Origin of the sequence: Methylobacterium planeticum (genome assembly GCF_008806345.1) — a bacterium.
In the GTDB taxonomy this organism is placed as follows: Bacteria; Pseudomonadota; Alphaproteobacteria; order Rhizobiales; family Beijerinckiaceae; genus Methylobacterium; species Methylobacterium planeticum.
The window spans coordinates 18,881-41,732 of the sequence record NZ_VZZJ01000004.1 but is presented as its reverse complement, the minus strand read 5'-3'; the positions used below and the strand labels follow the sequence as shown (position 1 = coordinate 41,732).

The window sequence follows — 22,852 nt, the reverse complement described above, 5'->3', positions numbered from 1 at the left end:
GCTCGACCTGACCCTTGAGCCCCTCGCTCCGACGGTCGCGGTTCGGCACGGCACCGCGTTCGTTCCGGGGGCAGGACTCGGTCGCAGCGGCCTTCAATCCGTGTCGCGTGCCAATCCCGTCCGGTCGGCATCGTCCGATGCCCGCGCCTTCGAAAGGCGGCAGGTGCCGCCGGTGCGGCGGCAGGCGGGCTTCCCGGGCCACGACATCCGAGGCTCAGGTGGCGCTCAATGGTTGTCGCGCGGCACGCCCGAGATCTGCGCCACCCGCTGGAACTTGGCCGCACCCTCGAGGACCATGCCCTGGTCGAGCTGGGATACCGCCGCGCGATAGATCTCCTGCCAGGGCGTCTGTGTAGCGGGATAGGGATGGCCGCCCCGGGCGGCGAGGTCGGCGCGGCGTCGCGCGATCTCGTCGGGCGGCAGCAGGATGTCGGCGCTGCGCCTGTTGAGGTCGATGCGGATCCGGTCGCCGGTCTGCAGCAGCGCCAAGCCGCCACCGGCGGCGGCCTCCGGCGAGGCGTTGAGGATCGCCGGCGTGCCGGAGGTGCCGGACTGGCGGCCATCGCCGATGCAGGGCAGCGCGGTCACGCCGCGCCGGATCAGCGCGCCCGGCGGCTGCATGTTCACCACCTCGGCCGCACCCGGATAGCCGATCGGGCCCGCGCCACGCATGACCAGGATCGTGTGGGCGTCGATGTCGAGGTCCGGGTCGTCGATGCGCCGATGGTAGTCCTCCGGGCCCTCGAAGACGACGACGCGCCCCTCGAAGGCCATCGGGTCGGCGGGGTTGCGCAGGTAGCGCGCGGCGAACTCCTCGGAGATCACGCAGGTCTTCATGATCGCCGAGTCGAACAGGGTCCCCTTGAGATTGAGGAAGCCCGCCCGCGGCATCAGCGGGGCGTCGTAGGCCCGGATCACCGTGCGGTCCCAGCTGTGCTTCCCGCGATAATTCTCGCCGATCGTGCGGCCGTTGCAGGCGAGCGCGTCCGCATGCACCTTCCCCGCCTCGATCAGCTCGGCGAACACCGCCGGAAGCCCGCCCGCCCGGAAATATTCCTCGCCGAGCCAGCGCCCTGCCGGCTGCATGTCGACGAGGAGCGGGATGTCGAAGCCGACCTGCTCCCAGTCGTCGTTGGTGAGGGGCACACCGATATGTCTGGCGATGGCGTTGATGTGGATCGGGGCGTTGGTGGAGCCGCCGATGGCGGCGTTGGCCACGATGGCGTTCTCGAAGGCCTCGCGCGTCAGGATGTCGGAGGGCTTGAGGTCGTCCCAGACCATGTCGACGATGCGCAGGCCGGTCGCGTAGGCCGCCTGTCCGCGCTCGCGATAGGGAGCGGGAATCGCGGCCGTGCCGGGCAGGGCGAGGCCGAGGGCCTCGGCGAGGGCGTTCATCGTCGAGGCGGTGCCCATGGTGTTGCAGTGGCCGGTGGACGGCGCCGACGAGCCGACGATGTCCATGAACTGCTGGAAATCGATGTCGCCGGCCGCGTGGCGCTCGCGGGCCTTCCACACCACCGTGCCGGAGCCGGTCAGGTCCTTGCGGAAATAGCCGTTGAGCATCGGGCCGACGTTCAGCGAGATCGCCGGGATGTTCACGGTGGCGGCGGCCATCAGGCAGGCCGGCATGGTCTTGTCGCAGCCGGTGAGTAGCACGACGCCGTCGAGGGGATAGCCGTAGAGGACCTCGACGAGGGAGAGGTAGGCGAGGTTGCGGTCGAGGGAGGCGGTCGGGCGCTTGCCGGTCTCCTGGATCGGGTGGCAGGGAAATTCGAAGGCGACCCCGCCCGCGGCATGGATGCCGTCGCGCACGCGCTTGGCCAGCTCGAGATGATGGCGGTTGCACGGGGACAGGTCGGACCCGGTCTGGGCGATGCCGATGAGCGGCCTGCCCGAGCGCAACTCCTCCGGGGTCAGCCCGAAATTGAGGTAGCGTTCCAGGTAGAGCGCGGTCATGCCCGGGTTGTGCGGATTGTCGAACCACGCCCTGGAACGCAGGTCGGCGGGTGCCATGCGGCGGGTCTCGCTCATCATCCTCTCCCGGACAGGTCGCCTCAGATCGTCATGCCGCCGTCGATCGAGTAGCTCTGGCCCGTGACGAAGGCGGATTCGTCGCTTGCCAGGAACACCACCAGGGGTGCGATCTCGTCGGCCTGCGCCAGCCGACCCATGGGCTGGCGGGCGATGAACGCCTTGCGCGCCGCCGCCGGGTCGTCGAAGGCGTTGATGCGGTCCGCGAGGGAGGGGGTGTCGACGGTGCCGGGGCAGATGCAGTTGCACCGGATGCCGCGGCCGACGAAATCGGCGGCGACGGATTTCGTCAGGCCGACCACCGCCGCCTTGGTCAGGCCGTAGACGAACCGGCTCGGCAGGCCGCGGACCGAACTCGCCACGCTCGCCATGTTGACGATGCTCCCGGAGCCGTTCTCCAGCATCCGCGGCAGTGCCGCGCGGATCGTCCAGAACTGGGAGCGCACGTTGAGGCGGACGGCGAGGTCGAAATCCGCGTCGCTCGCCTCCAGCACCGTGCCGGAATGGACGTAGCCCGCGCAGTTGAACAGCACGTCGATGCGGGGGAGGCCGCCGATCACGGCCTCGATCTGCGCGGGTTCGAGGACGTCGAGCGGGGCGGTGCTGATGTTGCGCACCCCGTCGAAGCCGCGGAGCGCCTCCGCCCGCACGTCGGTCGCCAGCACGGTCGCGCCCTCGCGCGCCATCGCGAGGGCGCTCGCCCTGCCGATCCCCTGCCCCGCCGCGGTGACGAGCGCGACCTTGCCCGAAAGACGCATGCCTGATCCCTCCTCGATCTGCGGAAGACCCGCATCCCCCGATTCCGGTCCCCTCCGGCGTTCAGCCCTCGCCGCCGATCGGCACGACGCGCACCGGCGATCCGGCTCCCGCCGCCTGGTCGCGACTACGACAGCATGCGGGTGTCGCCGTCGATCGCGATGGCCTGCCCCGAGATCGTCCCGCCGCGGGGCGAGCAGAGCAGCAGGATCTGGTCGGCGATCTGGCGCGCGGTCACGTAGGTCTTGATCGAGACGAACGAGAAGGCCCGCTGCTCCATCTCGCCGAAGCTCGTCCCCTGCTGCTGCGCCTTGGCCTCCAGCACCCGGCGCTGTCGGTCGCCGGCGACGAGGCCCGGCAGGATCGCGTTGACCCGGATACCCGCCTCGCCGAGCTCGATCGCGAGCGACTTGGTGAAGCCGATCACGCCCCACTTCGCGGCCGCGTAGGGACTGCGCAGGCCGAAGCCGAACTTGCCCGCGGCCGAGGACAGGTTGACGATGGAGGCGTTGCGGCTGTCGCGCAGGTGCGGCACCGCGAGGCGGGCGCAATTGTACTGACTCGTCAGGCAGACGCTCAGGCAGCGGTCCCACTCCTCCGGGGCGATCTCCTCGACGCGGCCCGTGGGACCGGCGATGCCGGCATTGTTCACGAGCACGTCGAGGCCCCCCAGGTGGTCGAGGGCGGCCGTGATCATGGCGGCGACCGCGTCGCGGTCCGCGACATCCGTCCGGCTTCGTCCGACCTCCGCCGGCAGGTCCGCGAGCGCCTGCGCGTCGACATCGCAGGCGAAGACCCGCGCGCCCTCCTCGAGGAACGCCTCGACCACCGCGCGCCCGATTCCGGCCGCGCCCGCCGTCACCAGCACGCGAAGTCCCGTGATTCCGAGATCCATCCTGCTCCCTCCCTCTAGCCGTCCCGCAACCCGCCGCGCGACATGATGAACTCGGCAGCCTCCCCGATATCCGCCGCGATGGCCGCCGCCGCACCGGCCCCGTCGCGGGCCTCGATCGCCCGGAGCGCCTCCGCGTGGCGGCGCAGCGCGAAGCCCTGGAGCAGGCGCTCGGGATGCGCACGCAGATCGAGGTTGATGACCGGGCCGGCCTTCAGCCAAAGGCGGGCGATGATCTCCCGAAGGGGGGGCAGGCCGCAGGCCGCGTAGATCGCGAAGTGGAGATCGCGATTGAGGGCGACCGCCATCGCGCTGTCGGGATCGGCGCGTTCCGCGGTCCTCCGGAACGCGGCCTCGGTCCGGTGGATCTCCGCCAGATGCTCTTCGCTGCGCTGCTCGGCCGCCCGGGCGGCGGCGATCCCCTCCACCGCCATCCGCGTCTCGGCGAGCGCCCGAAATTCGACCCGGGTCATCGTCGGCACGCGGATCGCGCGATTCGGGGAGACCTCGAGCGCGCCCTCGGCCACGAGGCGACTCACGGCCTCGCGCACCGGCATCACCGACACGCCGAGCACCGCCGCGCTCCGGCGCAACGACAGGCGGTCGCCCGGAGCGAGGCGGCCCGCGGCGAGCAGGTCCGACAGCGCCTCGTAGGTCGTGTCGCCGAGGGTGCGCCGATCGAGCTGCGGCAGTTCGGCAAGCGCCGATGATGAACTCATGTGCCGAACACTAGACGAGGTCGGCACTATCGCGCTAGTGATCTGTGATCACAGCCTGGGCGGGGCCGCCAGAGCCCGCCGCGAAAGCCCGGCTGGAGGACACGCACGGGAGCGAGGCCATGACCGATCGAATCGGCGATTCTCTCTCGCGCCGCGACTGGCTGCGGGCCGGCGGCGCGGCGCTCATCGTCCCGGCGCTCGCGCGGCCGGCCCTGTCGCAAGGGCAGCCCGACGTCATCCGGATCGGTCACCTCACCCCGCGCACGGGCTTTCTCGGCCCCCTCGGCGAGTTCGCGGTGCAGGCGGCTCAACTCGCGGTCGAGGAGATCAACGCGGCGGGCGGCATCAACGGCCGCAGGATCGAACTTCTCGCCGAGGACAGCGTCAATCCGCAGACGGCCTCGGCCAAGGCCGAGCGCATGATCCAGCGTGACCGCGTCGCCTGCATCGTCGGCGAGATCAACTCCGCCTCGGCGCTGGCGATCAGCCAGGTGGCCCAGCGCGAGAAGGTGCTGTTCGTCAACACCGGCGCCAACTCGGACGCCCTGCGCGGCTCGGATTGCAAGCGCTTCATGTTCCACGTCGAGGCGCAGAACACCATGATGGTGCGCGCCGCCGGCCGCGCCCTGCTCGAACAGGGTCTGATCAAGGGCAAGAAGGTCTACGCCCTGACCGCCGACTACGCCTTCGGACACGACCTGCTGAAGCAGGCGAAGAAGTTCATGAGCGCCAACGAGGCGACCATCGCGGGCGAGGACCTGATTCCCACGGAACTCACCGATTTCTCGCCGTTCCTGCTCAAGATCCGCCAGGGACGGCCGGACCTCGTCATCTGCAATCTCGCGGGCGCCCAGATCACCAATTTCCTGAAGCAATACAGCGAGTTCGGGTTGCCGTACCCGGTCGCCGGCTTCGGCTTCGACACGGCGCTCGCCTGGGGCGCGGGCCAGGGCAACTTCCTGGGCACGTGGCCGGTGATCTGGCACCACCTGATCGACGCGCCGTCCGCGCAGCGCTTCGTCGCGGCCTTCCGGGCCAAGTACAAGCGCCCGCCCGAGAACCAGGGCTGGGGCGACTACACGGCGATGAAGGTCGTCGCGCAATCCATGATTGAACTGAAGGCGACCGAATCGATCAAGGTGGTCGAGCACCTCGAGAAGGGCGCCAAGTTCAACATCTCGAAGGGCCGCGAGGGCTATTTCCGCTCCTGGGACCACGAGTTGATGCAGGAGATGTACGCGATCACCGCCCTGCCGGCGGACGCGATCAAGAACCCGTACGACATCTTCAAGTCGACCGGTGCCATTCCGGGCGCGAACGAGAGCCTGGAGGTCGTGGCCACGACCCGCGACGAGAACGCCTGCACCTTCCCGGCGTGAGGCACCCGTGCAGCTCGCCTTCATCCTGGAACAGGTGCTCAACGGCCTGTTGATCGGCGTGCAATATCTGCTGATCGCGCTCGGCCTGTCGCTGATCTTCAGCCTCGGCGGGATCGTCAACCTCGCGCACGGCGCCTTCTACGCCATCGGCGCCTACCTGGCGGTCGCGCTGACGCCGCGGATCGGTTTCGGCGGGGCTCTCATCGCCTCGCCCCTCGCGGTCGCGCTGCTCGGCCTCGTCATCGAGCGGTTCCTGCTCCGGCGCTTCTACCGCGACGACCCGACGCTCGGTCTGCTCCTGACCTTCGGCCTCGCGATGGTCGCGGAGCAGGGGCTGCGCATGGCCTTCGGGGCGGCGCCGCTGCCCTTCGCGATTCCGAGCTGGCTGCGCGGACAGGTCTTCGTCGGCGACCTGATCTACTCGCGCTACAGGCTCGCGATCCTCGTCGTGGCGCTGGCCTGCGTCGGCGGTCTCTGGCTGCTCCTGACCCGAACGAGCTTCGGCCGCGTCGTCCGCGCGGGCGTGCAGAACCCCGACATGGTGGCGGCACTCGGCATCTCGCTGCGGCCCTACATGGCCGCGGTCGTCACCATCGCGGTCGGGCTCGCGGCGCTCGCCGGGACCATGATGGCGCCGGTCACCGGCGTGCAGCCGGCCATGGGAGCCGAGATCCTGACCTTCGCCTTCGTGGTGGTGGTGATCGGCGGGCTCGGCTCGTTCTGGGGCGTCGTGCTCGCCGCCCTCATCGTCGGCGTCCTCCGGGGTCTCACGGCCTACGCCTACCCGCCGGCGACCGAGGCCGCCGTCTACGCGCTGATGGTGCTGGTGCTGCTCGCCCGCCCCCGCGGGCTCTTCGGCGAGCACATCGCCAGGTTCGAGTGAGCGGAGAGGGGCCCATGTCCGGAACCGCCGAGACGCTTCCGCTCGTCGCGCCGCAGCGCCGCCTGATCCTGCGCGAGGTGCGCCAGCTCTGGGCGGCCCTCGCGGCCCTCGTCGTGCTGCCCTTCGGCCTCGACGCGATCGGCCTCACCATGATCACCGCCACGGATGTGGTGATCTTCGGCCTCGCGGTGCTCGGCCTCAACATCCTCGTCGGCTGGGCGGGGCTCGTCTCGTTCGGCCACGGGGCCTGGTTCGGCATCGGGGCCTACGCGGTGGCGATCCTCCAGACGCGGCTGCTGCCCGGCGACATGGCCCTGCCGCTGCTCGGCGCCCTCGTCCTCACGGGGCTCGCGGCGCTCGTCGCCGGAAGCCTGATCCTGCGGCGACGCGGCGTCTACTTCTCGCTGCTCACCCTGGCCTTCACCGCGATGCTCTACGCCATCGCGTTTCGCTGGACGGACCTGACGGGCGGCGAGAACGGCATCGGCGGCATCCACCGCTGGGCCGTCCTCGACGATCCGGTCGCGCTCTACGCGGCGGTGTCGGCCATCGCCGTCCTGGTCCTGCTCGCCCTGTGGCGCCTCCGCCGTTCGCCGATGGGCACGGTGCTGGTGGCGATCCGCGAGAACGAGCAGCGCGCCGGCTTCCTCGGCTACGCGACGAACCGATACAAGCTCGCGGCCTTCGTGCTCTCGGCGACCATCACGGGGCTCGCGGGTGCGCTGGCCGCCTTCAACCACCGATTCACCTCGGCCGATCCAATCTCCATCGCCTTCTCGGGCGAATTGCTCGCCATGACGGTGATCGGCGGCATGCGGTCGTTCCTGGGACCGGCGATCGGCGCCCTGTTCTACATCCTCTTCCGCGAATTCCTGTCGATCTATACCGGCGACTGGCTGCTCTGGTTCGGCCTTCTCTTCGTTGCCTTCATCGTGTTCTCGCCCGACGGCCTCGTCGGGATCGGGGCGCGGCTGACGCGGCCGTTCCGCCGCGTCCCCACCGAGGCGGCCGCGATGGCGGCCCGCCGCGTCGGCGCTTCCGGCCGGGTCCCGGCCCGCTTCATCGCCGAAGCGCGCAGCGCGGGACCCGTCCTCGTGGCGCAGGACATCCGCAAGGCCTTCGGAGCCGTGGCGGCGGTGCGCGGCGTCTCGTTCGCGGTGGCCGACCGAACGCTGCACGCGCTGATCGGTCCGAACGGGGCCGGCAAGACCACGGCCTTCAACCTGCTCTCGGGCATGTTCCGCCCGGATTCCGGCCAGATTCTCCTCGACGGCCGCGCGATCGGCGGCCTGGAGCCGCATGCGATCACCCGGGCCGGCCTCGGACGCTCGTTCCAGATCACCAACCTGTTCCCGGGTCTTTCGGTGGCGGAGAACGTGCGGCTTGCCGTGCAGGCCCGCCACCCCGGCCATTTCAGTCCGTGGCGGGACGCCCTCGCGATCCGCGAGATCACCGACGATACCGCCGAGCTGCTGCGCTGGACCGGCCTTGCCGGCATCGAGCGGGCGGAGGCCGGCAGCCTCTCCTACGGCGGCCAGCGGCTCCTCGACATGGGGCTCGCCCTCGCCACGCGTCCCCGCGTCCTCCTCCTCGACGAACCCCTCGCCGGCCTCGCCGCAGCCGAGCGCGAGCGCGTGGGCGACCTGATAAAGGCGCTCTCCGCCGATATCCCGGTGCTCCTCGTGGAACACGATATCGACCGCGTCTTCCGCCTCGCCGACCGCGTCACCGTGATGGCCGACGGCGCGGTGCTGGTCGACGGATCCGTGGCGGATGCCCGCGACGACGCCAAGGTGCAGGCGGTCTATCTCGGCTCCGGGACGGCGGCGATCGCGGCCAAGCCCCGCGCGAGCGCGGTCGCGGCGAACGACCTGCTGACCATGAGCGCGGTCGACACCTATTACGGTAAATCGCACATCCTCAACGCCGTCGACCTGACCCTGCGCGGCGGCGAGGTGGTGGCGCTGCTCGGGCGCAACGGCGCCGGCAAGTCGACGCTCCTCAAAACCCTGATCGGCACCGCACCGCCCGCGAGCGGCCGCATCGTGCTGGAAGGCCAGGACATCGCGGGGCTGACGCCCGACCGGATCGCAAGGCTCGGGATCGGCTACGTTCCCCAGGGGCGCGCGCTGTTCTCCGGCATGAGCGTCGCCGAGAACCTCGGCCTCGGCCGTCTGCGTCGCCTGACCGGTGCGGGCGTGCACTGGGACGAGGAGAGGGTCCTCGAATTCTTCCCCCGCCTGAAGCAGCGATGGAGCGTCGACGCCGCACGGCTCTCGGGCGGAGAGCAGCAGATGGTGGCAGTGGCCCGCGCGCTGTCGGGCGATACCCGCCTCCTCCTCCTCGACGAGCCGTTCGAGGGCCTGTCGCCGGCCGTCACGGAGGAGTTGTTCGAGGCCTTCGACCGCCTGCGCCGCGAGATCGCGATCATCATCGTCGACCATCACCTCGATCTCGCCCTGGCGCTGTCGGACCGGACCGTCGCGCTCGAGCGCGGGGCGGTGCAATGGACCGGAGAATCGCGGCTGCTGCGCGAGGATCGGGCGCTGCGTCAGAAGGTGCTCTGGCTGTGAGGCGATCCGAGCAACGATTCTCAGGGTTTTCGATCCGCCCGCCTCGCCGCGACACGCCCCTGCATCCGCGCCGCGCGGCGACGCGCGGTGAGATCGCGGACCGGACGCGCGCCTCCCGCAGCATGAGGCCATCGTGAGCGAATCCGTCGCCATCGTCGGTGCGGGCCTGATCGGTCGGGCCTGGGCCATGATCTTCGCCCGCGCGGGCTGGAACGTGCGCCTCTGCGACGCGGCATCCGGCATCGCGCGGGCCGCGGTGCCGCTCTGCGCGGAGGGTCTGGACAACCTCGCCGCGCACGGCCTCTGCCCGGATCCGGCCGGTGCGGCGGGTCGGATCCGGGCCGTCGACGACCTCGTCGCCTGTCTCGACGGCGCCGCCTTCGTGCAGGAGAACGGGCCGGAGCGGCTCGATATCAAGCGCGCCCTCTTCGACGAGCTCGATGCGCTGACGCCCGATGGCGTCGTGATCGCCTCCTCCTCCTCGGCGATCCGCTGCTCGCTGTTCACGCAGGACCTGCCCGGCCGGGGGCGCTGCCTGATCGGCCACCCGGTGAACCCGCCGCACCTGATCCCTCTGGTCGAGATCTCTGGCGCGCCCTGGACGGCGGCCGAGGCGCTGGCCCGGGCGCGGACGGTCTACGAGCAGATCGGGCAGGTTCCGATCACGGTGATCAAGGAGATCGAGGGCTTCATCCTGAACCGGCTGCAGGGGGCACTTCTGGCGGAGGCCTTCCGCCTCGCCTCCGAGGGCTACGTAACCCCGCAGGATCTCGACAGGACGGTCGCGGACGGGCTCGGCCTGCGCTGGAGCTTCATGGGCCCGTTCGAGACCATCGAACTGAACGCGCCGGGCGGCATCGCCGATTACTGCGCGCGCTACACCGGCTTCTACAAGCGGCTCGCGGCCGATCCGGCTTCGCCGGCGGTCTACGAGGCGCCCGCCACCGAGGCGATCCTCGCCCAGTGGCGAGCCCCCGCCGATCTCCCCGCCCGCATGCGCCGCCGGGACGCACGGCTCGCGGCGCTTCGCGCGCACAAGGACACGCAAAGGGACTGAGCATGGCAGCACAGCCGAAGGTCATCATCACCTGCGCGGTGACGGGAGCGATCCACACGCCCAGCATGTCGCCCTACCTTCCGGTGACGCCGGAAGAGATCGCCGACGCGGCGATCGGAGCGGCCGAGGCCGGGGCGGCCATCGTCCATCTCCACGCCCGGGACCCCGAGACCGGCCAACCGGACCAGACCCCGGAGGCCTTCGCGCGGTTCCTGCCGATCATCAAGCAGCGCTCTGGCTGCGTCGTGAACCTCACCACCGGCGGCGCGCCCACCATGTCGATCGAGGAGCGGGTTCGCCCGGCCGCGACCTTCCAGCCGGAAGTCGCCTCCCTCAATCTCGGCTCGATGAACTTCGGGTTGTTCGGCATGCTCGATCGCTTCAAGGATCTGAAGCATCAATGGGAGCGCGATTACCTCGGCAACAAGGACATCATCTTCCGCAACTCCTTCGGCCAGATCGAGCACATCCTCGCGACCTGCGGCCCCAACGGAACGCGCTTCGAGTTCGAATGCTACGACACGGCGCATCTCTACAATCTCAAGTACTTTTTCGACCGCGGCCTCGTGAAGGCGCCGCTGTTCATCCAGACCGTGTTCGGCCTGCAGGGCGGCATCGGGGCGCATCCCGACGACGTGATGCACATGAAGCGCACGGCCGACCGGCTTTTCGGCGATCAGTATCGCTGGTCGGTCCTCGGCGCGGGCCGCAACCAGATGAACATCGCCGCGATGGCGGCCGCGATGGGGGGCAACGTCCGGGTCGGGCTCGAGGACAGCCTGTGGGACGGTCCGGGCAAATTCGCCGAGAGCAACGCCGCGCAGGTGCGGCGGGTGCGGGCCATCATCGAGGGGCTCGGACTGTCCGTGGCGACGCCCGACGAGGCGCGCGAGATCCTGGACCTGAAAGGCGGCGACAACGTCGCGTTCTGAGGCCTCCCCGGAGCGGGTCGGCTCCGGTCGGGGGCCGCCCGATCTGCGCCGCACCTCTCGATACGAACCCGCCCCGGGCGGGCGATCCCTCAGAAGATCTTGCCCGGGTTCAGACGGTTCTGGGGATCGAGGGCGCGCTTGACGAGGCGCATCGTGGCGATCTCCTCCGCCGAGCGCGACAGCGCGAGTTTGGCGCGCTTCTCGAGGCCGATGCCGTGCTCGGCCGAGACGGAGCCCGAGAGCGCCGCGAGAGGCTCGTAGATCGCCGCGTCGATGGCGGCGTTGGCGTTCGCGTCAAGACGGGTCGTGTTCCAGTGCAGGTTGTTGTCGCCGATGTGGCCGTACACGACCGCGCGACAGCCCGGGATCGCCGACATCCGCTCCAGCGCCCCGCGCACGTAGCTATCCATCGCCGCGAGCGGCAGGCTGACGTCGAAGGCGCGATGCAGCCCGTCCGCGTTCAGGTGCTCGACCTGATCGCGGATGCGCCACATCGCCCGGCGCTGCTCCTCGGATGCGGCGACCGCCGCGTCGAGCACCGTGCCCGCACCCATGAGGTCGTCGAGCAGAGCGAGGAAGCGGTCGGATTCCGCCGGCACGCACTCGACCTCGACGAGTGCGTAGAAGGGGGAGCCGTGCGGGAGCGGAGGGCTCGTGCGGCCGGGCGCCGTCATCAGGCGGTAGAAGTCCGGCCACAGGCCCTCGAACGACGAGACCCGTCCCTGGAAGGCGCTCTGGGCGGCGCGCAGCACCCGCGCCCCGTCATCGGGCCCCGGGCAGGCGATCAGGGCCGTGACGTGGCCGGCGGGCTCCGGCCGAAGGCGCAGCACCGCGCGCGTGACGAGGCCGAGCGTGCCCTCCGTGCCGACGAAGAGCTGCTTCAGGTCGAGCCCGGTGTTGTTCTTGATCAGCGGGCGCATCGAGGAGACGACGCTGCCGTCGGCGAGCACGGCTTCGAGGCCCAGCACCATGTCGCGCATCATGCCGTAGCGCAGGACGCGCAGGCCGCCGGCATTGGTCGAGATCGTCCCGCCGACCGTCGCTGAACCGCGCGCGCCGAGATCGAGGGGGAAGAACAGGTTGCATTCCGCCGCGGCGTGCTGGACGGCCGCGATGGTCGCGCCGGCGCCCGCGATCACGGTCATCCCGAGCGCATCCACCGGTTCGATGCCCGTCATCCGCTCGGTCGAGAGGGTGATATCCTCGGGCGTGGCCAGGGTGCCGTCGACGAGGCCTGTGGCGCCACCGCGGGGGATCACCGAGCGGCCCGCGGCGGCGCAGGCCGCCATGACCGCCCGCGTCTCGGCGGTGTCGCGGGGGCGGACCAGCGCCAGCGCCGTGCAGGGCTCCGCCGGACGTGTCCAGCTCGCCGGCCTGGCGCGCAGCTCGTCGCCGGTCACGAGGCCGGAGGGTCCGACGATCGCGGCGAGGCGTTCGAGGAGGAGATCGGCGGCAATCGGATCGGTCGATGACATCTCGGGCTCCTCATCGGCTCCAGCTCAGGACGAGCGGGTCGAGCCGACGCGCGATCTCGATGAGGCCGGCGCGGGTCTCGGGATCCATGGGCTGGACCGGCAGCCGCGCAGTCTCGTGCGCGATGACGCCGCCCGCCCGCATCAGGGCCTTGCAGGCCAGGAGCCCGCATTGCCGGTTCTCGTAGTTGATCAGCGGCAGCCAGCGCGCGTAGGCGTCCATCGCGTCCTCGCGGCGGCCGGCCGCGTAGGCGTCGGTGATCTGCCGGATGCCGTCCGGATAGGCTCCGCCGGTCATCGAGCCGGTGGCGCCCGCATCGAGGTCGGCCATCAGCGTGATGGCCTCCTCCCCGTCCCAGGGCCCCTCGACCGCCGCCCCGCCGAGGGCGATCAGCGCGCGCAGCTTCCCGGCGGCCCCCGCGGTCTCGATCTTGAAGTAGGCGACGTTCTCGATCTCCCGCGCCATGCGGGCGAGCAGGGCCGGCGACAGGGGCGTGCCGGCCACCGGCGCGTCCTGGATCATGATCGGGATCGCGATTGCGTCGGAGACGGCGCGGAAGAAGTCGTAGATGCCGAGATCGGGGACGCGGATCGTGGCGCCGTGATAGGGCGGCATCACCATCACCATGGCCGCGCCGGCCGCCTGCGCCCGTCGCGAGCGCTCGGCACAGATGCGCGTCGCGAAATGCGTCGTCGTGACGATCACGGGCACGCGGCCCGCCACGTGGTCCAGCACGGTGTCCATCACCGTGTCGCGCTCGACGTCCGATAGGGCGAACTGCTCGGAGAAGTTCGCGAGGATGCACAGGCCCTCGGCGCCGGCATCGATCATGAAGTCGATCGCCCTGCGCTGACCATGAAGGTCCAGCGCGCCGGCCGCGTCGAAGACGGTGGGCGCCACGGGGAAGACGCCGCGATAGGGGCGTTGGGCGGTGGTCATCGCCGGATCCTCCCTCGGTTCTGCTCCGCATCGGCGTCGAGGCCGAGCGGCACCGAGCTTAGCATCGTCGACGCCGAAGGGGAGGCGTGACCGCTCAAGCCGCGCGCGTCCCCACGGCGGCGGCCGCGACGCGTCGTGACAAGCCGCGTGATCCTTTCGACCGAGGCGGGAAACGGTATCCGCTTCGACTTGCTTTCCCCCGCGCGCTCGATTGTACTGCTCGGGTTGGAGCGGCCGCCAGAGCTGCCCGGTTCAGGAGGAAGCATGGCCTCGGTGGGAATCCGCGAGGTTCGCAAGGCTTTCGGCACGACCAACGTCTTGCACGGCGTGTCCGTGGACATCCGCGACGGCGAATTCGTGATCCTGGTCGGGCCCTCGGGGTGCGGGAAGTCGACTCTGCTCCGCATGATCGCCGGCCTCGAGAACATCTCCGGCGGCGAGATCAGCATCGGCGAACGGGTCGTCAACGATGTCCCGCCGAAGGAGCGGGACATCGCCATGGTGTTCCAGAACTACGCGCTCTACCCGCATCTGACGGTGCGGAACAACATGGCGTTCTCGATGAGGATCCGGAAGGCGAAGGCCGCCGAGATCGACGAGCGCGTGAACAGGGCGGCGCAGATCCTCGGCCTCGGCGCCCTGCTCGATCGTTACCCGCGCCAGCTCTCCGGCGGCCAGCGCCAGCGGGTCGCCATGGGCCGGGCGATCGTGCGCGATCCGCAGGTCTTCCTGTTCGACGAGCCGCTGTCGAACCTCGACGCCAAGCTGCGTGTGGCGATGCGCACCGAGATCAAGGAACTGCATCAGCGGCTGCGCACGACGACGATCTACGTCACCCACGACCAGATCGAGGCCATGACCATGGCCGACAAGATCGTGGTCATGCATGACGGCGTGATCGAGCAGATCGGCCCGCCGCTCCAGCTCTACGACCGGCCCGACAACCTGTTCGTGGCGGGCTTCATCGGCTCGCCGGCGATGAACTTCGTGCCCGGAACGGTGCGGGCGGACGGGCGCCTCGCCTTCGTCGCCGAATCCGGCTTGACCATTCCGCTCGACGACGCGCCGGAAGGCGCGGCGGGCCGAAGGCTGATCCTCGGGGTGAGACCCGAGCATTTCGACCTCGCCGCGGACGGGCTCGCCGCCACGGTCGTGGTCGTCGAGCCGACCGGCTCCGAAACCCTGCTGGCGGTGCGCGCCGGCGCCCAGGACCTCACCTGCGTGCTGCGGGAGCGCGTGCGCCAGAAGCCCGGCGAGACCGTGTCCCTGCGCCCGAACCTCGTCCACTTCTTCGATGCCGAGACCGGTCGTCGCCTGCCGACCGGATCACGCGCCTAACGAACCGGTTCGCCCGGAAACGGGACACCCGAAGTCCCTGTCACGAGGAAACAGCCCTAGGAGTCCTCACACGATGCCCGTCCTCGATCGTCGTTCCCTCCTCGCGGGTGCTGCCGCGACCAGCCTCGCCGCCTGCGGCGACCTTGCCGGCTTCGCCAAGGCCTGGGCGCAGAGTGCCGCGTGGAAGCCGGAGCCCGGTGCCAGCCTCGCGCTGCTGCGGTGGAAGCGCTTCGTGCCGGCCGAGGACGAGGCCTTCATGAGGCTCGTCGATGCCTTCACGCAGGCCACCGGCGTGAAGATGACGATCACCAACGAATCCTACGACGACATCCAGCCCAAAGCTTCGGTGGCGGCCAATACCGGCCAGGGCCCCGACATGGTCTGGGGCCTGTTCTCCTTCCCGGCCCTGTTTCCCGACAAATGCCTCCCGGTCGAGGACGTGGCCGAGGCGGTCGCCAAGAAGTACGGGCCCTGGTTTCCGTCGGCGGAGGCCTACGGCAAGGTTAAGGGCAAGTGGATCGCGCTTCCCGTCGCCTTCAATGGCGGATACCTCAACTACCGCATTTCGGCGCTGAAGAAGGCCGGCTTCGACGCGTTTCCCACCGACACGGCCGGCTTTCTCGAGCTGTGCCGGGGCTTGAAGAAGAACAATACCCCGGCGGGCTTCGCCCTCGGCCACGCCACGGGCGACGGCAACACCTGGTGCCACTGGGCGCTGTGGTCGCATGGCGGCAACCTCGTCGACGCCAACGAGAAGATCGTCATCAACTCCCCGGAGACGGCCAAGGCGCTGGAATACGTGAAGTCGCTCTACGAGACCTTCGTGCCGGGCACGGTGTCCTGGAACGATTCCTCGAACAACAAGGCCTTCCTCTCTGGCGACCTGTACCTGACCAACAACGGCATCTCGATCTACGCTGCGGCCAAGAAGGACAACCCGCAGATCGCGGCCGACATGGACCACGCGGTCTGGCCGATCGGGCCCGTCGGCAAGCCGACCGAGTTCCAGCTCGCCTTCCCGATCCTGGCCTACAAGTACACCAAGGCTCCGAACGCCTGTAAGGCCTTCATGGCCTTCATGATGGAGGCCGCGAACTACAATCCCTGGCTCGAGGCGGCGCAGGGCTACCTCGCCGCGCCGCTGGCGAACTATCCGGCGAACCCGATCTGGACGAACGACCCGAAGAACGCCGTCTTCGCGCAGGCGGGACAGCGGTCCCTGGCGGCCGGCGGCCTCGCGCCGGTGAGCGAGCGCATCGCCGCGGTTCTCGCCGATTTCGTCGTGGTGGACATGTTCGCGAGCCACTGCACGGGTCGCGAGGATGTAAAGGGCGCGATTCGCAACGCCGAGCGCGCCGCCCAGCGCATCTTCCGGAACTCCTGACGCGAACGGCCGCGGGCTCGCGAAGCCGGCGGCCCCGCGGTCCCTTGCCTGGAACCGACCCGATGGCGGATACGGCCCTCACCCAACCGGCACCCGCCGCTTTCGCGAGCCGCTCGGCCTGGGCGCGCCTGCGGGCGAGCCGCGGCTGGAGCGGCTTCTGGTTCATGCTGCCGACCAGCCTGATCCTCGGCCTGTTCTTGGCCTACCCGCTGCTCAAGGGGATCTGGCTGTCCTTCACCAACGCCCGGATCGGGCGGGACGGCCAGTTCATCGGGCTCGAGAACTATGCCTGGCTCTGGGATGACGACGTGTTCTGGCTCGCGGTGTTCAACACCTGCCTGTATACGCTGGTCGCCTCGGTGGTGAAGTTCGCCGTCGGCCTCTACGTGGCCCTGCTGCTGAACAAGCACATCCCCTTCAAGTCCCTCGTCCGCTCGGTGGTGCTCATCCCCTTCGTCGTTCCGACGGTTCTGTCGGCGATCGCGTTCTGGTGGATCTTCGACAGCCAATTCTCGATCATCTCCTGGTCGCTGCGCCATCTCGGCGTGATCGACGGCAACATCGATTTCCTGGGCGATCCGAACCTCGCGCGGGCCTGCGTGATCTTCGCCAACATCTGGCGCGGCGTGCCCTTCATCGCGATCACGCTGCTGGCCGGCCTGCAGACGGTCTCACCCTCCCTCTACGAGGCGGCGACCATCGACGGTGCCTCGAACTGGCAGATCTTCTCGCGCATCACGCTGCCGCTGCTCACGCCGATCATCGCCGTGGTGATGACCTTCTCGGTGCTGTTCACCTTCACCGACTTCCAGCTGATCTGGGCGATGACCCGCGGCGGTCCGGTCAATGCCACGCACCTGATGGCGACCTTGTCCTACCAGCGCGGCATCCTCTCGGGCACCCTCGGCGAGGGCGCCGCGATCGCCACCGCGATGGTCCCGTTCCTTCTGGTGGCGATCGGCATTTCGTGGTTCGGGCTTCAACGCCGGGCCTGGCAGAGCGGAGGGACCGACCGATGAGCGCTCCCGTGTCCCCCGTCGCGCCCATCGTCGCTCCGCGCCCCGCCGGGCTCACCGACGACACGGAGGGCATGGCCTATCTCGACAAGCTGCCGCGCCGGCTGGTGACCACCTACCTGCCGCTCCTCGTCATTCTCGTGGTGCTGTTGTTTCCGTTCTACTGGATGGTGCTGACGGCCATCAAACCCGACGAGCAGTTGATCGACATGGAGCGGTACAATCCGTTCCTGGTGGTATCACCCACCTTGAAGCACATCAACAAGTTGTTGTTCGAGACGCAGTATCCGCGCTGGCTCTGGAACACGATGTACGTCTCGGTTGCGGCCACCGCCCTGTCGCTGTTCGCCAGCGTGCTCGCAGCCTATGCCTGCGTGCGCATCCGCTATCGCGGGGCGAGCTGGGTCGGGGCCGCGATCTTCCTCGCCTACCTCGTGCCGCCCTCGATCCTGTTCATCCCGCTCGCCACCATCGTCCAGGCCTACGGGCTGTTCGACTCGCCACTGGCCTTGATCCTCGTCTACCCGACCGTCCTGATCCCGTTCTCGACCTGGCTCCTCATGGGATATTTCAAGACGATTCCCTACGAGCTGGAGGAATGCGCGCTCATGGACGGCGCGAGCCGCTGGCAGATCCTCGTCAAGATCATCCTGCCCCTCGCCCTTCCGGGCCTCATCTCGGCGGGAATCTTCTCCCTGACCCTGTGCTGGAACGAGTTCATCTACGCGCTGACCTTCCTGTCCTCGACCCAGAACAAGACCGTGCCGATCGCGGTGGTCAGCGAATTCGTGGATGGCGACATCTATCGCTGGGGCTCGCTGATGGCGGGCGCCCTCCTCGGCTCGCTGCCGCTGGTGATCCTGTATTCCTTCTTCGTCGAGTACTACGTCTCGGCTCTGACGGGCGCCGTGAAGGAATGATCGTGCCATCGCCGCCTTGCCGCTTCCGGTCCTCCGAGGCGATGTTTCCCCGACGCCTGAGGTGACCGCGATACGAGGGGGCGAGCTATGCGGTTCATCGCCGACCCGTCCCCGACGGTGAACCCACCCACGGTCAGGACACACGAAGTTGTTCCGTGATCGCCAACAAGGTTTCAGACCTGATCGGCAACACACCGATGCTGCGGATCGCCGTTCCGCACCGAGAGACGAGCGTGCTCGACAAGATGGAGACGATGACTCCGGGTGGGAGCACGAAGGATCGGATGGCGCACGGCACGGTGCTCGCGCCGATCGGGCGCCGCCTGCAAACGAGCCGGGTCGTGGTTGTATCCACCTAAGGCAGCACCGGCATCCGGCTCGCGATCGCCGCCGTCGCGTTCGTCGGGTCTGGCCGTCCGCTAACGCGCGCGAACCGACCGCGCCGCATCCGCAGCCCGTTCCGGTCCTACCACGAGAACCTGCGCGCGCAGCGGCTGCGTGAGGGCGAAGCGCCCCTCCGCGTCGCGCTCGGCGACATCGGAGAAGATCGCCCCGATCTCCGTGCGCCGGCGCCGGACGGCGTCGGCCCGCGCCGGATCGACGGCGAGAACGCGATCGAGGAAATGCTCGAGGGTCGCGAAGCTCTCCCGGCGCGCGAAGGTGAGGTCGCGCCGGCAGGCGAATTGGCCGGAGGCGATGGCGGCCGCCAGAGCCGCCTGCGCGGCGTGCCGGACCGCGGTCTCGTCCTCCACGGGCCGGAGCGCCGTGAAGAAGCTTCCCTCCGCCAGCGGCTCGATCACGAGGATCGCGGCGCCCGGCCGGACGACGCGCGCCGCCTCCCAGAGGGCCGCGAGGGCATCCGGCACATGATGCAGGGCATTCAGGAAGACGGCGCCATCGAGGCTGGCGCTCGGGAAGGGGAGCGCATTGGCGCCCGCCACCTCGAAGCGCCCGGCCGGGACCGCGGCGGCCGCGGCAGCGATCGCCTCGGGATTCGGGTCGATGCCCGTGACGGTCGCGCCGCGGGCGGCGAGGGCCTTTGCGAGGGTTCCGGACCCGCAGCCGATGTCGAGGAGGCGTCGGCCCGCGAGGGGCTCGAAGGTGTCGAGGATGAGCGAGAGCGTATCCATATCCGGTCTCCGGCGCGTCGATCGAGGGCGGCCGGCGACGGCCGCGATGGGGTCGGTCCGCGCCGTCAGACGGTGCTCGCCCGCATGCAGACCCGGTCGGCCGCATCGAGGGTCACCCCGGTGAAGCGGCCGTCCGGGTCGCGGCGCCCGCAGACGCGAAAGACCTGGTTGGCCGTCAACGGCGTGAGGCCCCGATAGGTGAATCGCGCCGGCGCACGGCCGAGGAGAACGGTCGCGAGGTTGAGGAGCAGGCTGGCCTGCAGCGGACCGTGCACGACGAGGTCGGCATAGCCCTCAATCTCGGTGGCGTAGGGTTGATCGTAGTGGAAGCGGTGGCCGTTGAAGGTCATGGCTGAGTAGCGGAAGAGCAGCGTCGGTGTCGCGCGGATCGACCACACCGTCCCGTAATCCGCCGCGTCGCCACGCGTCGGATCGGGGCCGGCGCCGTCGCGGTTCGCCGCCTCGCGGTAGACGATGTCCTGACGCTCGCGGATGGCAAGGCCCCGGCCTGTCGTGATCACATGGTCGACCGTCACGAAGCAGAGGCGGCCGCTGCGTCCCGCCTTCAGCGCGACGTCCCGCACCGTTTCCTCGCGCCGAACCGCGTCGCCCGCGCGCAGGGCATCGATCGTCTCGATCTCGCCGCCGGCCCACATCCGTCGCGGCAGGGGCACCGGCGGAAGGAAGTCGCCCTTGCCGGCGTGACCATCGGGCCCGAGCGCATCGGCCGGCGGCGTCTCCGGAGCCAGGCACCAGTGGAGTGCCGGCGGCGCCAGCCCCCGACCGGTCGGCGCGAGGTGCGGCGCGAAGGTCGCGCTGAACTCGGCCAGGATCCGACGCGTGACAAGGTCCTCGCCCGCGCGCGTCCGACCGATCCACGACCTGAGATGCGGGACCTCGGCGTCACTGCCGTCCCCTGAACGCGTCATCGCGACGGCCTCCCTTGCGGGTGATGGTCCTGACAGGGCGCGCCGCAACCGTCACGTTGCGGCGACGCCGGGCTCCGGGGCGTCTCGCCGAACCTCGATGGCGCCCGGGAAGCGGAGCGGGCGGCCGGCCCGGATGCGGGGCGGAACGGGCGGCCGCAAGCCCCGGTCACGTCTCATCTCCCCGGCACGCCCCGAGGCCCGGAACCGGTCCGTAGCCGCGCGGCACGCCCCGCACGATGGCGGCGGGTGCCGGGAAGGCGACCGGCCCGCCCGGCGTTTCGACGCTGATCCGGCGCAGGTGCGGGTGGTTGGCGAGTGCCGCCATGTCGTTCACCGACGCGAAGGCGACGTCGGCCTGCGTCAAACGAGCGACCGCCTCCTCCCCGGAGAGATCGGCGAAGACCCGTCCCACGCGTGCGTCGGTCTCGGCCCGGTTCCTGGTGCGGGCGACATTCGTGGCGAAGCGCGGGTCCTGGGCCGCCGCCGCATCGCGCAGGAACACGGCGCAGAACTTCGCCCATTCCCGGTCCCTCTGGATCGAGATCAGGATGCGCCCGCCGTCGCGCGTGCCGAACACGCCGTAGGGCGCGATCGACGGATGGGCGAGGCCGACCCGGTTCGGGGGGCGCCCGCCCTCCTGGTGCAGCAGCGGCACGGTGAGCCAATCGGCCATCACGTCGAACATCGAGACCCGGATGTCGGCGCCCTGCCCCGTCAGGCCGCGGGCGATCAGCGCTTCGAGGATCGCCGCATGCGCGGTCGCCCCCGTGGCGATGTCCACGACCGAGATGCCGACGCGGGCCGGCTCATCGGGGCCGCCGGTGACCGAGGCGAGGCCGGACTCGGCCTGGATCAGGAGATCGTAGGCCTTGCGGCTCGCGAGCGGGCCGGTCTCGCCGTAGGCGCTGATCGAGCAGGCAATCAGGCGCGGATGCGCGCGGCAGAAATCCTCGACCCCGAGGCCGAGGCGCGCGAGGACGCCGGGCTTGAGGTTCTGGATCAGGATGTCGGCCCGCGCGATCAGGGCGCGGAGGCGGTCCCTGCCCCCTTGCGCGGACAGGTCGACGACCATCGATTCCTTTCCGCAGTTGAGCCAGACGAAGTAGCTGCTCTGGCCGCCGGCGGCGACATCGTCGTAGCCGCGGGCGAAGTCGCCCTCGGGCCGCTCGACCTTGATGACGCGGGCGCCCGCATCCGCGAGCCGCGAGGAGCAGAACGGGGCCGCGACCGCCTGCTCGATGGCGACGACGACGAGGCCGTCGAGGGGAAGCCCGGTCCGCATCAGAACGACCTCGGCAGGCCGAGCATGTGCTCGGCGACGTAGGACAGGATCAGGTTCGTGGAGATCGGCGCCACCTGGTACAGGCGGGTCTCGCGGAACTTGCGCTCGACGTCGTACTCGGCCGCGAAGCCGAATCCGCCGTGGAACTGGATGCAGGCATTGGCCGCCTCCCAGGAGGCCTTGGCGGCGAGGTTTTTGGCCATGTTGGCCTGGCCCCCGCAGGGCTCGCCCGCGTCGTAGAGGCGGCAGGCCTCGTAGCGCATCAGGTTGGCCGCCTCGACCTCGATGAAGCTCTCGGCAATGGGGAACTGCACGCCCTGGGTCTGGCCGATCGGCCGGCCGAACACCGTGCGCTCCCTGGTATAGGCCGTCACCTTGTCGATGAACCGGTAGCCGTCGCCGATGCACTCGGCCGCGATCAGGACGCGCTCGGCATTGAGCCCGGTGAGGATGTACTTGAAGCCTTGGCCCTCCTCGCCGATGAGGTTCTCGGCCGGGATCTCGAGGTCGTCGAAGAACACCTCGTTGGTCTCGTGGTTGACCATGTTGAGGATCGGCCGGACGCTCATGCCCTTTCTCTGTGCCTCGTGCAGGTCGACGATGAAGATCGACATGCCCTCGGACTTCCTGCTGACCTGATCGAAGGGCGTGGTGCGCGCGAGCAGGATCATCAGGTCGGAATGCTGGATGCGCGAGATCCACACCTTCTGGCCGTTGATGACGTAGCGGTCGCCGCTGCCGATGGCCGTGGTCTTGATCCGCGTCGTGTCGGTGCCGGCGGTCGGCTCGGTCACGCCCATCGATTGCAGGCGCAGCTCGCCGGCCGCGATCCGCGGCAGGTATTTGCGCCGCTGCGCCTCCGAGCCGTGCCGGACGAGCGTGTTCATGCTGTACATCTGCCCGTGGCAGGCGCCGGAATTGCCGCCTGAGCGGTTGATCTCGTCCATGATCACGGAGGCTTCCGTGAGGCCGAGCCCGGAGCTGCCGTATTCCTCGGGGATCAGGGCCGCCATCCAGCCGGCCTTCGTCAGGGCGTCGACGAAGGCCTCCGGGTAGCCGCGCGCCTCGTCGACGCGGCGGCGGCATCCTCCGAGCCGCAGCGCGGGACCTCGGCCCAGTCGCGTCCGTCGAAGGGGTTCGCCGTGGTCAGCCAGCGGCCGGTCGTGCTCGCGCAGGCCCGGCCGGCGACGACGTTCGAGAAGCGTTCCAGTGCCATCCT

Annotated in this window: 21 protein-coding genes; 10 read left to right on the top strand and 11 right to left on the bottom strand. The window is 69.8% G+C overall.

The window, feature by feature from the left end:
- Nucleotides 1-225: 225 nt before the first annotated feature.
- The 4 genes from F6X51_RS05795 to F6X51_RS05780 all read right to left on the bottom strand — a co-directional run bounded on the left by F6X51_RS05795 (nt 226) and on the right by F6X51_RS05780 (nt 4,398).
- Nucleotides 226-2,031 carry an IlvD/Edd family dehydratase gene (locus F6X51_RS05795; RefSeq protein WP_150962284.1) on the bottom strand — a complete coding sequence of 602 codons (1,806 nt, stop codon included), beginning with the start codon at nt 2,029-2,031 and terminating at the stop codon, nt 226-228.
- A 23-nt stretch (nt 2,032-2,054) separates the two neighbouring features.
- On the bottom strand, nt 2,055-2,789 hold the full coding sequence (locus F6X51_RS05790; RefSeq protein ID WP_150962283.1) for an SDR family oxidoreductase: 735 nt from the start codon (nt 2,787-2,789) through the stop codon (nt 2,055-2,057).
- A gap of 125 nt (nt 2,790-2,914) precedes the next feature.
- Nucleotides 2,915-3,682 carry an SDR family oxidoreductase gene (locus tag F6X51_RS05785; RefSeq protein WP_150962282.1) on the bottom strand — a complete coding sequence of 256 codons (768 nt, stop codon included), beginning with the start codon at nt 3,680-3,682 and terminating at the stop codon, nt 2,915-2,917.
- A gap of 14 nt (nt 3,683-3,696) precedes the next feature.
- Nucleotides 3,697-4,398 carry a GntR family transcriptional regulator gene (locus tag F6X51_RS05780; protein ID WP_150962281.1) on the bottom strand — a complete coding sequence of 234 codons (702 nt, stop codon included), beginning with the start codon at nt 4,396-4,398 and terminating at the stop codon, nt 3,697-3,699.
- 119 nt (nt 4,399-4,517) lie between these two features.
- Here F6X51_RS05780 and F6X51_RS05775 point away from each other — a divergent pair, with 119 nt between their 5' ends.
- The 5 genes from F6X51_RS05775 (at nt 4,518) to F6X51_RS05755 (ending at nt 11,222) form a co-directional block, all read left to right on the top strand.
- On the top strand, nt 4,518-5,777 hold the full coding sequence (locus F6X51_RS05775) for an ABC transporter substrate-binding protein (protein WP_150962280.1): 1,260 nt from the start codon (nt 4,518-4,520) through the stop codon (nt 5,775-5,777).
- Between the two features lie 7 nt (nt 5,778-5,784).
- On the top strand, nt 5,785-6,660 hold the full coding sequence (locus tag F6X51_RS05770) for a branched-chain amino acid ABC transporter permease (protein WP_150962279.1): 876 nt from the start codon (nt 5,785-5,787) through the stop codon (nt 6,658-6,660).
- A 14-nt stretch (nt 6,661-6,674) separates the two neighbouring features.
- A complete protein-coding gene (locus tag F6X51_RS05765; protein WP_150962278.1) occupies nt 6,675-9,233 on the top strand; it encodes a branched-chain amino acid ABC transporter ATP-binding protein/permease in 2,559 nt (852 codons plus the stop codon).
- 133 nt (nt 9,234-9,366) lie between these two features.
- The gene (locus tag F6X51_RS05760; protein ID WP_150962277.1) at nt 9,367-10,290 is read left to right on the top strand and encodes a 3-hydroxyacyl-CoA dehydrogenase; all 924 of its coding nucleotides are present in this window, start codon (nt 9,367-9,369) and stop codon (nt 10,288-10,290) included.
- A 2-nt stretch (nt 10,291-10,292) separates the two neighbouring features.
- Nucleotides 10,293-11,222: a BKACE family enzyme gene (locus F6X51_RS05755; RefSeq protein ID WP_150962276.1), complete on the top strand. Its 930-nt coding sequence runs from the start codon at nt 10,293-10,295 to the stop codon at nt 11,220-11,222.
- A gap of 89 nt (nt 11,223-11,311) precedes the next feature.
- Here F6X51_RS05755 and F6X51_RS05750 read toward each other — a convergent pair whose 3' ends face one another.
- On the bottom strand, nt 11,312-12,697 hold the full coding sequence (locus F6X51_RS05750) for an FAD-binding oxidoreductase (RefSeq protein WP_150962275.1): 1,386 nt from the start codon (nt 12,695-12,697) through the stop codon (nt 11,312-11,314).
- Between the two features lie 10 nt (nt 12,698-12,707).
- Nucleotides 12,708-13,634 (bottom strand): dihydrodipicolinate synthase family protein, encoded by a 927-nt coding sequence (locus F6X51_RS05745; RefSeq protein WP_150962274.1) that lies wholly within the window; start codon nt 13,632-13,634, stop codon nt 12,708-12,710.
- Nucleotides 13,635-13,898: 264 nt separating this feature from the next.
- Between F6X51_RS05745 and F6X51_RS05740 the strand changes: the two genes are divergently transcribed.
- The 5 genes from F6X51_RS05740 (at nt 13,899) to F6X51_RS05720 (ending at nt 18,651) form a co-directional block, all read left to right on the top strand.
- Entirely contained in the window at nt 13,899-14,972 is a 1,074-nt protein-coding gene (locus F6X51_RS05740) for an ABC transporter ATP-binding protein (protein WP_150962273.1), read from the top strand.
- A gap of 73 nt (nt 14,973-15,045) precedes the next feature.
- On the top strand, nt 15,046-16,356 hold the full coding sequence (locus F6X51_RS05735) for an ABC transporter substrate-binding protein (protein WP_150962272.1): 1,311 nt from the start codon (nt 15,046-15,048) through the stop codon (nt 16,354-16,356).
- Between the two features lie 62 nt (nt 16,357-16,418).
- The gene (locus F6X51_RS05730; RefSeq protein WP_150962271.1) at nt 16,419-17,375 is read left to right on the top strand and encodes a carbohydrate ABC transporter permease; all 957 of its coding nucleotides are present in this window, start codon (nt 16,419-16,421) and stop codon (nt 17,373-17,375) included.
- A complete protein-coding gene (locus tag F6X51_RS05725) occupies nt 17,372-18,292 on the top strand; it encodes a carbohydrate ABC transporter permease (RefSeq protein WP_150962270.1) in 921 nt (306 codons plus the stop codon). Before F6X51_RS05730 ends, F6X51_RS05725 begins: the two co-directional genes overlap by 4 nt.
- A gap of 155 nt (nt 18,293-18,447) precedes the next feature.
- Nucleotides 18,448-18,651: a hypothetical protein gene (locus F6X51_RS05720; protein WP_150962269.1), complete on the top strand. Its 204-nt coding sequence runs from the start codon at nt 18,448-18,450 to the stop codon at nt 18,649-18,651.
- 60 nt (nt 18,652-18,711) lie between these two features.
- On the opposite strand, the gene F6X51_RS05715 is transcribed toward F6X51_RS05720, so the two are convergent.
- From F6X51_RS05715 to F6X51_RS28480, 5 genes are all read right to left on the bottom strand, one after another.
- Nucleotides 18,712-19,422 (bottom strand): class I SAM-dependent methyltransferase, encoded by a 711-nt coding sequence (locus F6X51_RS05715; protein WP_150962268.1) that lies wholly within the window; start codon nt 19,420-19,422, stop codon nt 18,712-18,714.
- A gap of 65 nt (nt 19,423-19,487) precedes the next feature.
- A complete protein-coding gene (locus F6X51_RS05710; protein WP_150962267.1) occupies nt 19,488-20,351 on the bottom strand; it encodes an FAS1-like dehydratase domain-containing protein in 864 nt (287 codons plus the stop codon).
- 166 nt (nt 20,352-20,517) lie between these two features.
- Nucleotides 20,518-21,633 carry a CaiB/BaiF CoA transferase family protein gene (locus F6X51_RS05705; RefSeq protein ID WP_150962266.1) on the bottom strand — a complete coding sequence of 372 codons (1,116 nt, stop codon included), beginning with the start codon at nt 21,631-21,633 and terminating at the stop codon, nt 20,518-20,520.
- On the bottom strand, nt 21,633-22,751 hold the full coding sequence (locus F6X51_RS05700) for an acyl-CoA dehydrogenase family protein (protein WP_407658467.1): 1,119 nt from the start codon (nt 22,749-22,751) through the stop codon (nt 21,633-21,635). The genes F6X51_RS05705 and F6X51_RS05700 overlap by 1 nt, the downstream gene beginning before the upstream one ends.
- The gene (locus tag F6X51_RS28480; protein WP_246696640.1) at nt 22,661-22,849 is read right to left on the bottom strand and encodes a hypothetical protein; all 189 of its coding nucleotides are present in this window, start codon (nt 22,847-22,849) and stop codon (nt 22,661-22,663) included. Before F6X51_RS28480 ends, F6X51_RS05700 begins: the two co-directional genes overlap by 91 nt.
- Nucleotides 22,850-22,852 lie beyond the last annotated feature (3 nt).

Excerpts from the sequence above, each read along its gene's own strand:
- F6X51_RS28480 (WP_246696640.1), bottom strand. The coding sequence starts at position 22,849 with ATGGCACTGGAACGCTTCTCGAACGTCGTCGCCGGCCGGGCCTGCGCG.
- F6X51_RS05795 (WP_150962284.1), bottom strand. The coding sequence starts at position 2,031 with ATGAGCGAGACCCGCCGCATGGCACCCGCCGACCTGCGTTCCAGGGCG.
- F6X51_RS05755 (WP_150962276.1), top strand. The coding sequence starts at position 10,293 with ATGGCAGCACAGCCGAAGGTCATCATCACCTGCGCGGTGACGGGAGCG.
- F6X51_RS05710 (WP_150962267.1), bottom strand. The coding sequence starts at position 20,351 with ATGACGCGTTCAGGGGACGGCAGTGACGCCGAGGTCCCGCATCTCAGG.
- F6X51_RS05765 (WP_150962278.1), top strand. The coding sequence starts at position 6,675 with ATGTCCGGAACCGCCGAGACGCTTCCGCTCGTCGCGCCGCAGCGCCGC.
- F6X51_RS05750 (WP_150962275.1), bottom strand. The coding sequence starts at position 12,697 with ATGTCATCGACCGATCCGATTGCCGCCGATCTCCTCCTCGAACGCCTC.
- F6X51_RS05725 (WP_150962270.1), top strand. The coding sequence starts at position 17,372 with ATGAGCGCTCCCGTGTCCCCCGTCGCGCCCATCGTCGCTCCGCGCCCC.
- F6X51_RS05745 (WP_150962274.1), bottom strand. The coding sequence starts at position 13,634 with ATGACCACCGCCCAACGCCCCTATCGCGGCGTCTTCCCCGTGGCGCCC.
- F6X51_RS05740 (WP_150962273.1), top strand. The coding sequence starts at position 13,899 with ATGGCCTCGGTGGGAATCCGCGAGGTTCGCAAGGCTTTCGGCACGACC.
- F6X51_RS05730 (WP_150962271.1), top strand. The coding sequence starts at position 16,419 with ATGGCGGATACGGCCCTCACCCAACCGGCACCCGCCGCTTTCGCGAGC.
- F6X51_RS05705 (WP_150962266.1), bottom strand. The coding sequence starts at position 21,633 with ATGCGGACCGGGCTTCCCCTCGACGGCCTCGTCGTCGTCGCCATCGAG.
- F6X51_RS05775 (WP_150962280.1), top strand. The coding sequence starts at position 4,518 with ATGACCGATCGAATCGGCGATTCTCTCTCGCGCCGCGACTGGCTGCGG.
- F6X51_RS05790 (WP_150962283.1), bottom strand. The coding sequence starts at position 2,789 with ATGCGTCTTTCGGGCAAGGTCGCGCTCGTCACCGCGGCGGGGCAGGGG.
- F6X51_RS05735 (WP_150962272.1), top strand. The coding sequence starts at position 15,046 with ATGCCCGTCCTCGATCGTCGTTCCCTCCTCGCGGGTGCTGCCGCGACC.
- F6X51_RS05785 (WP_150962282.1), bottom strand. The coding sequence starts at position 3,682 with ATGGATCTCGGAATCACGGGACTTCGCGTGCTGGTGACGGCGGGCGCG.
- F6X51_RS05780 (WP_150962281.1), bottom strand. The coding sequence starts at position 4,398 with ATGAGTTCATCATCGGCGCTTGCCGAACTGCCGCAGCTCGATCGGCGC.
- F6X51_RS05715 (WP_150962268.1), bottom strand. The coding sequence starts at position 19,422 with ATGGATACGCTCTCGCTCATCCTCGACACCTTCGAGCCCCTCGCGGGC.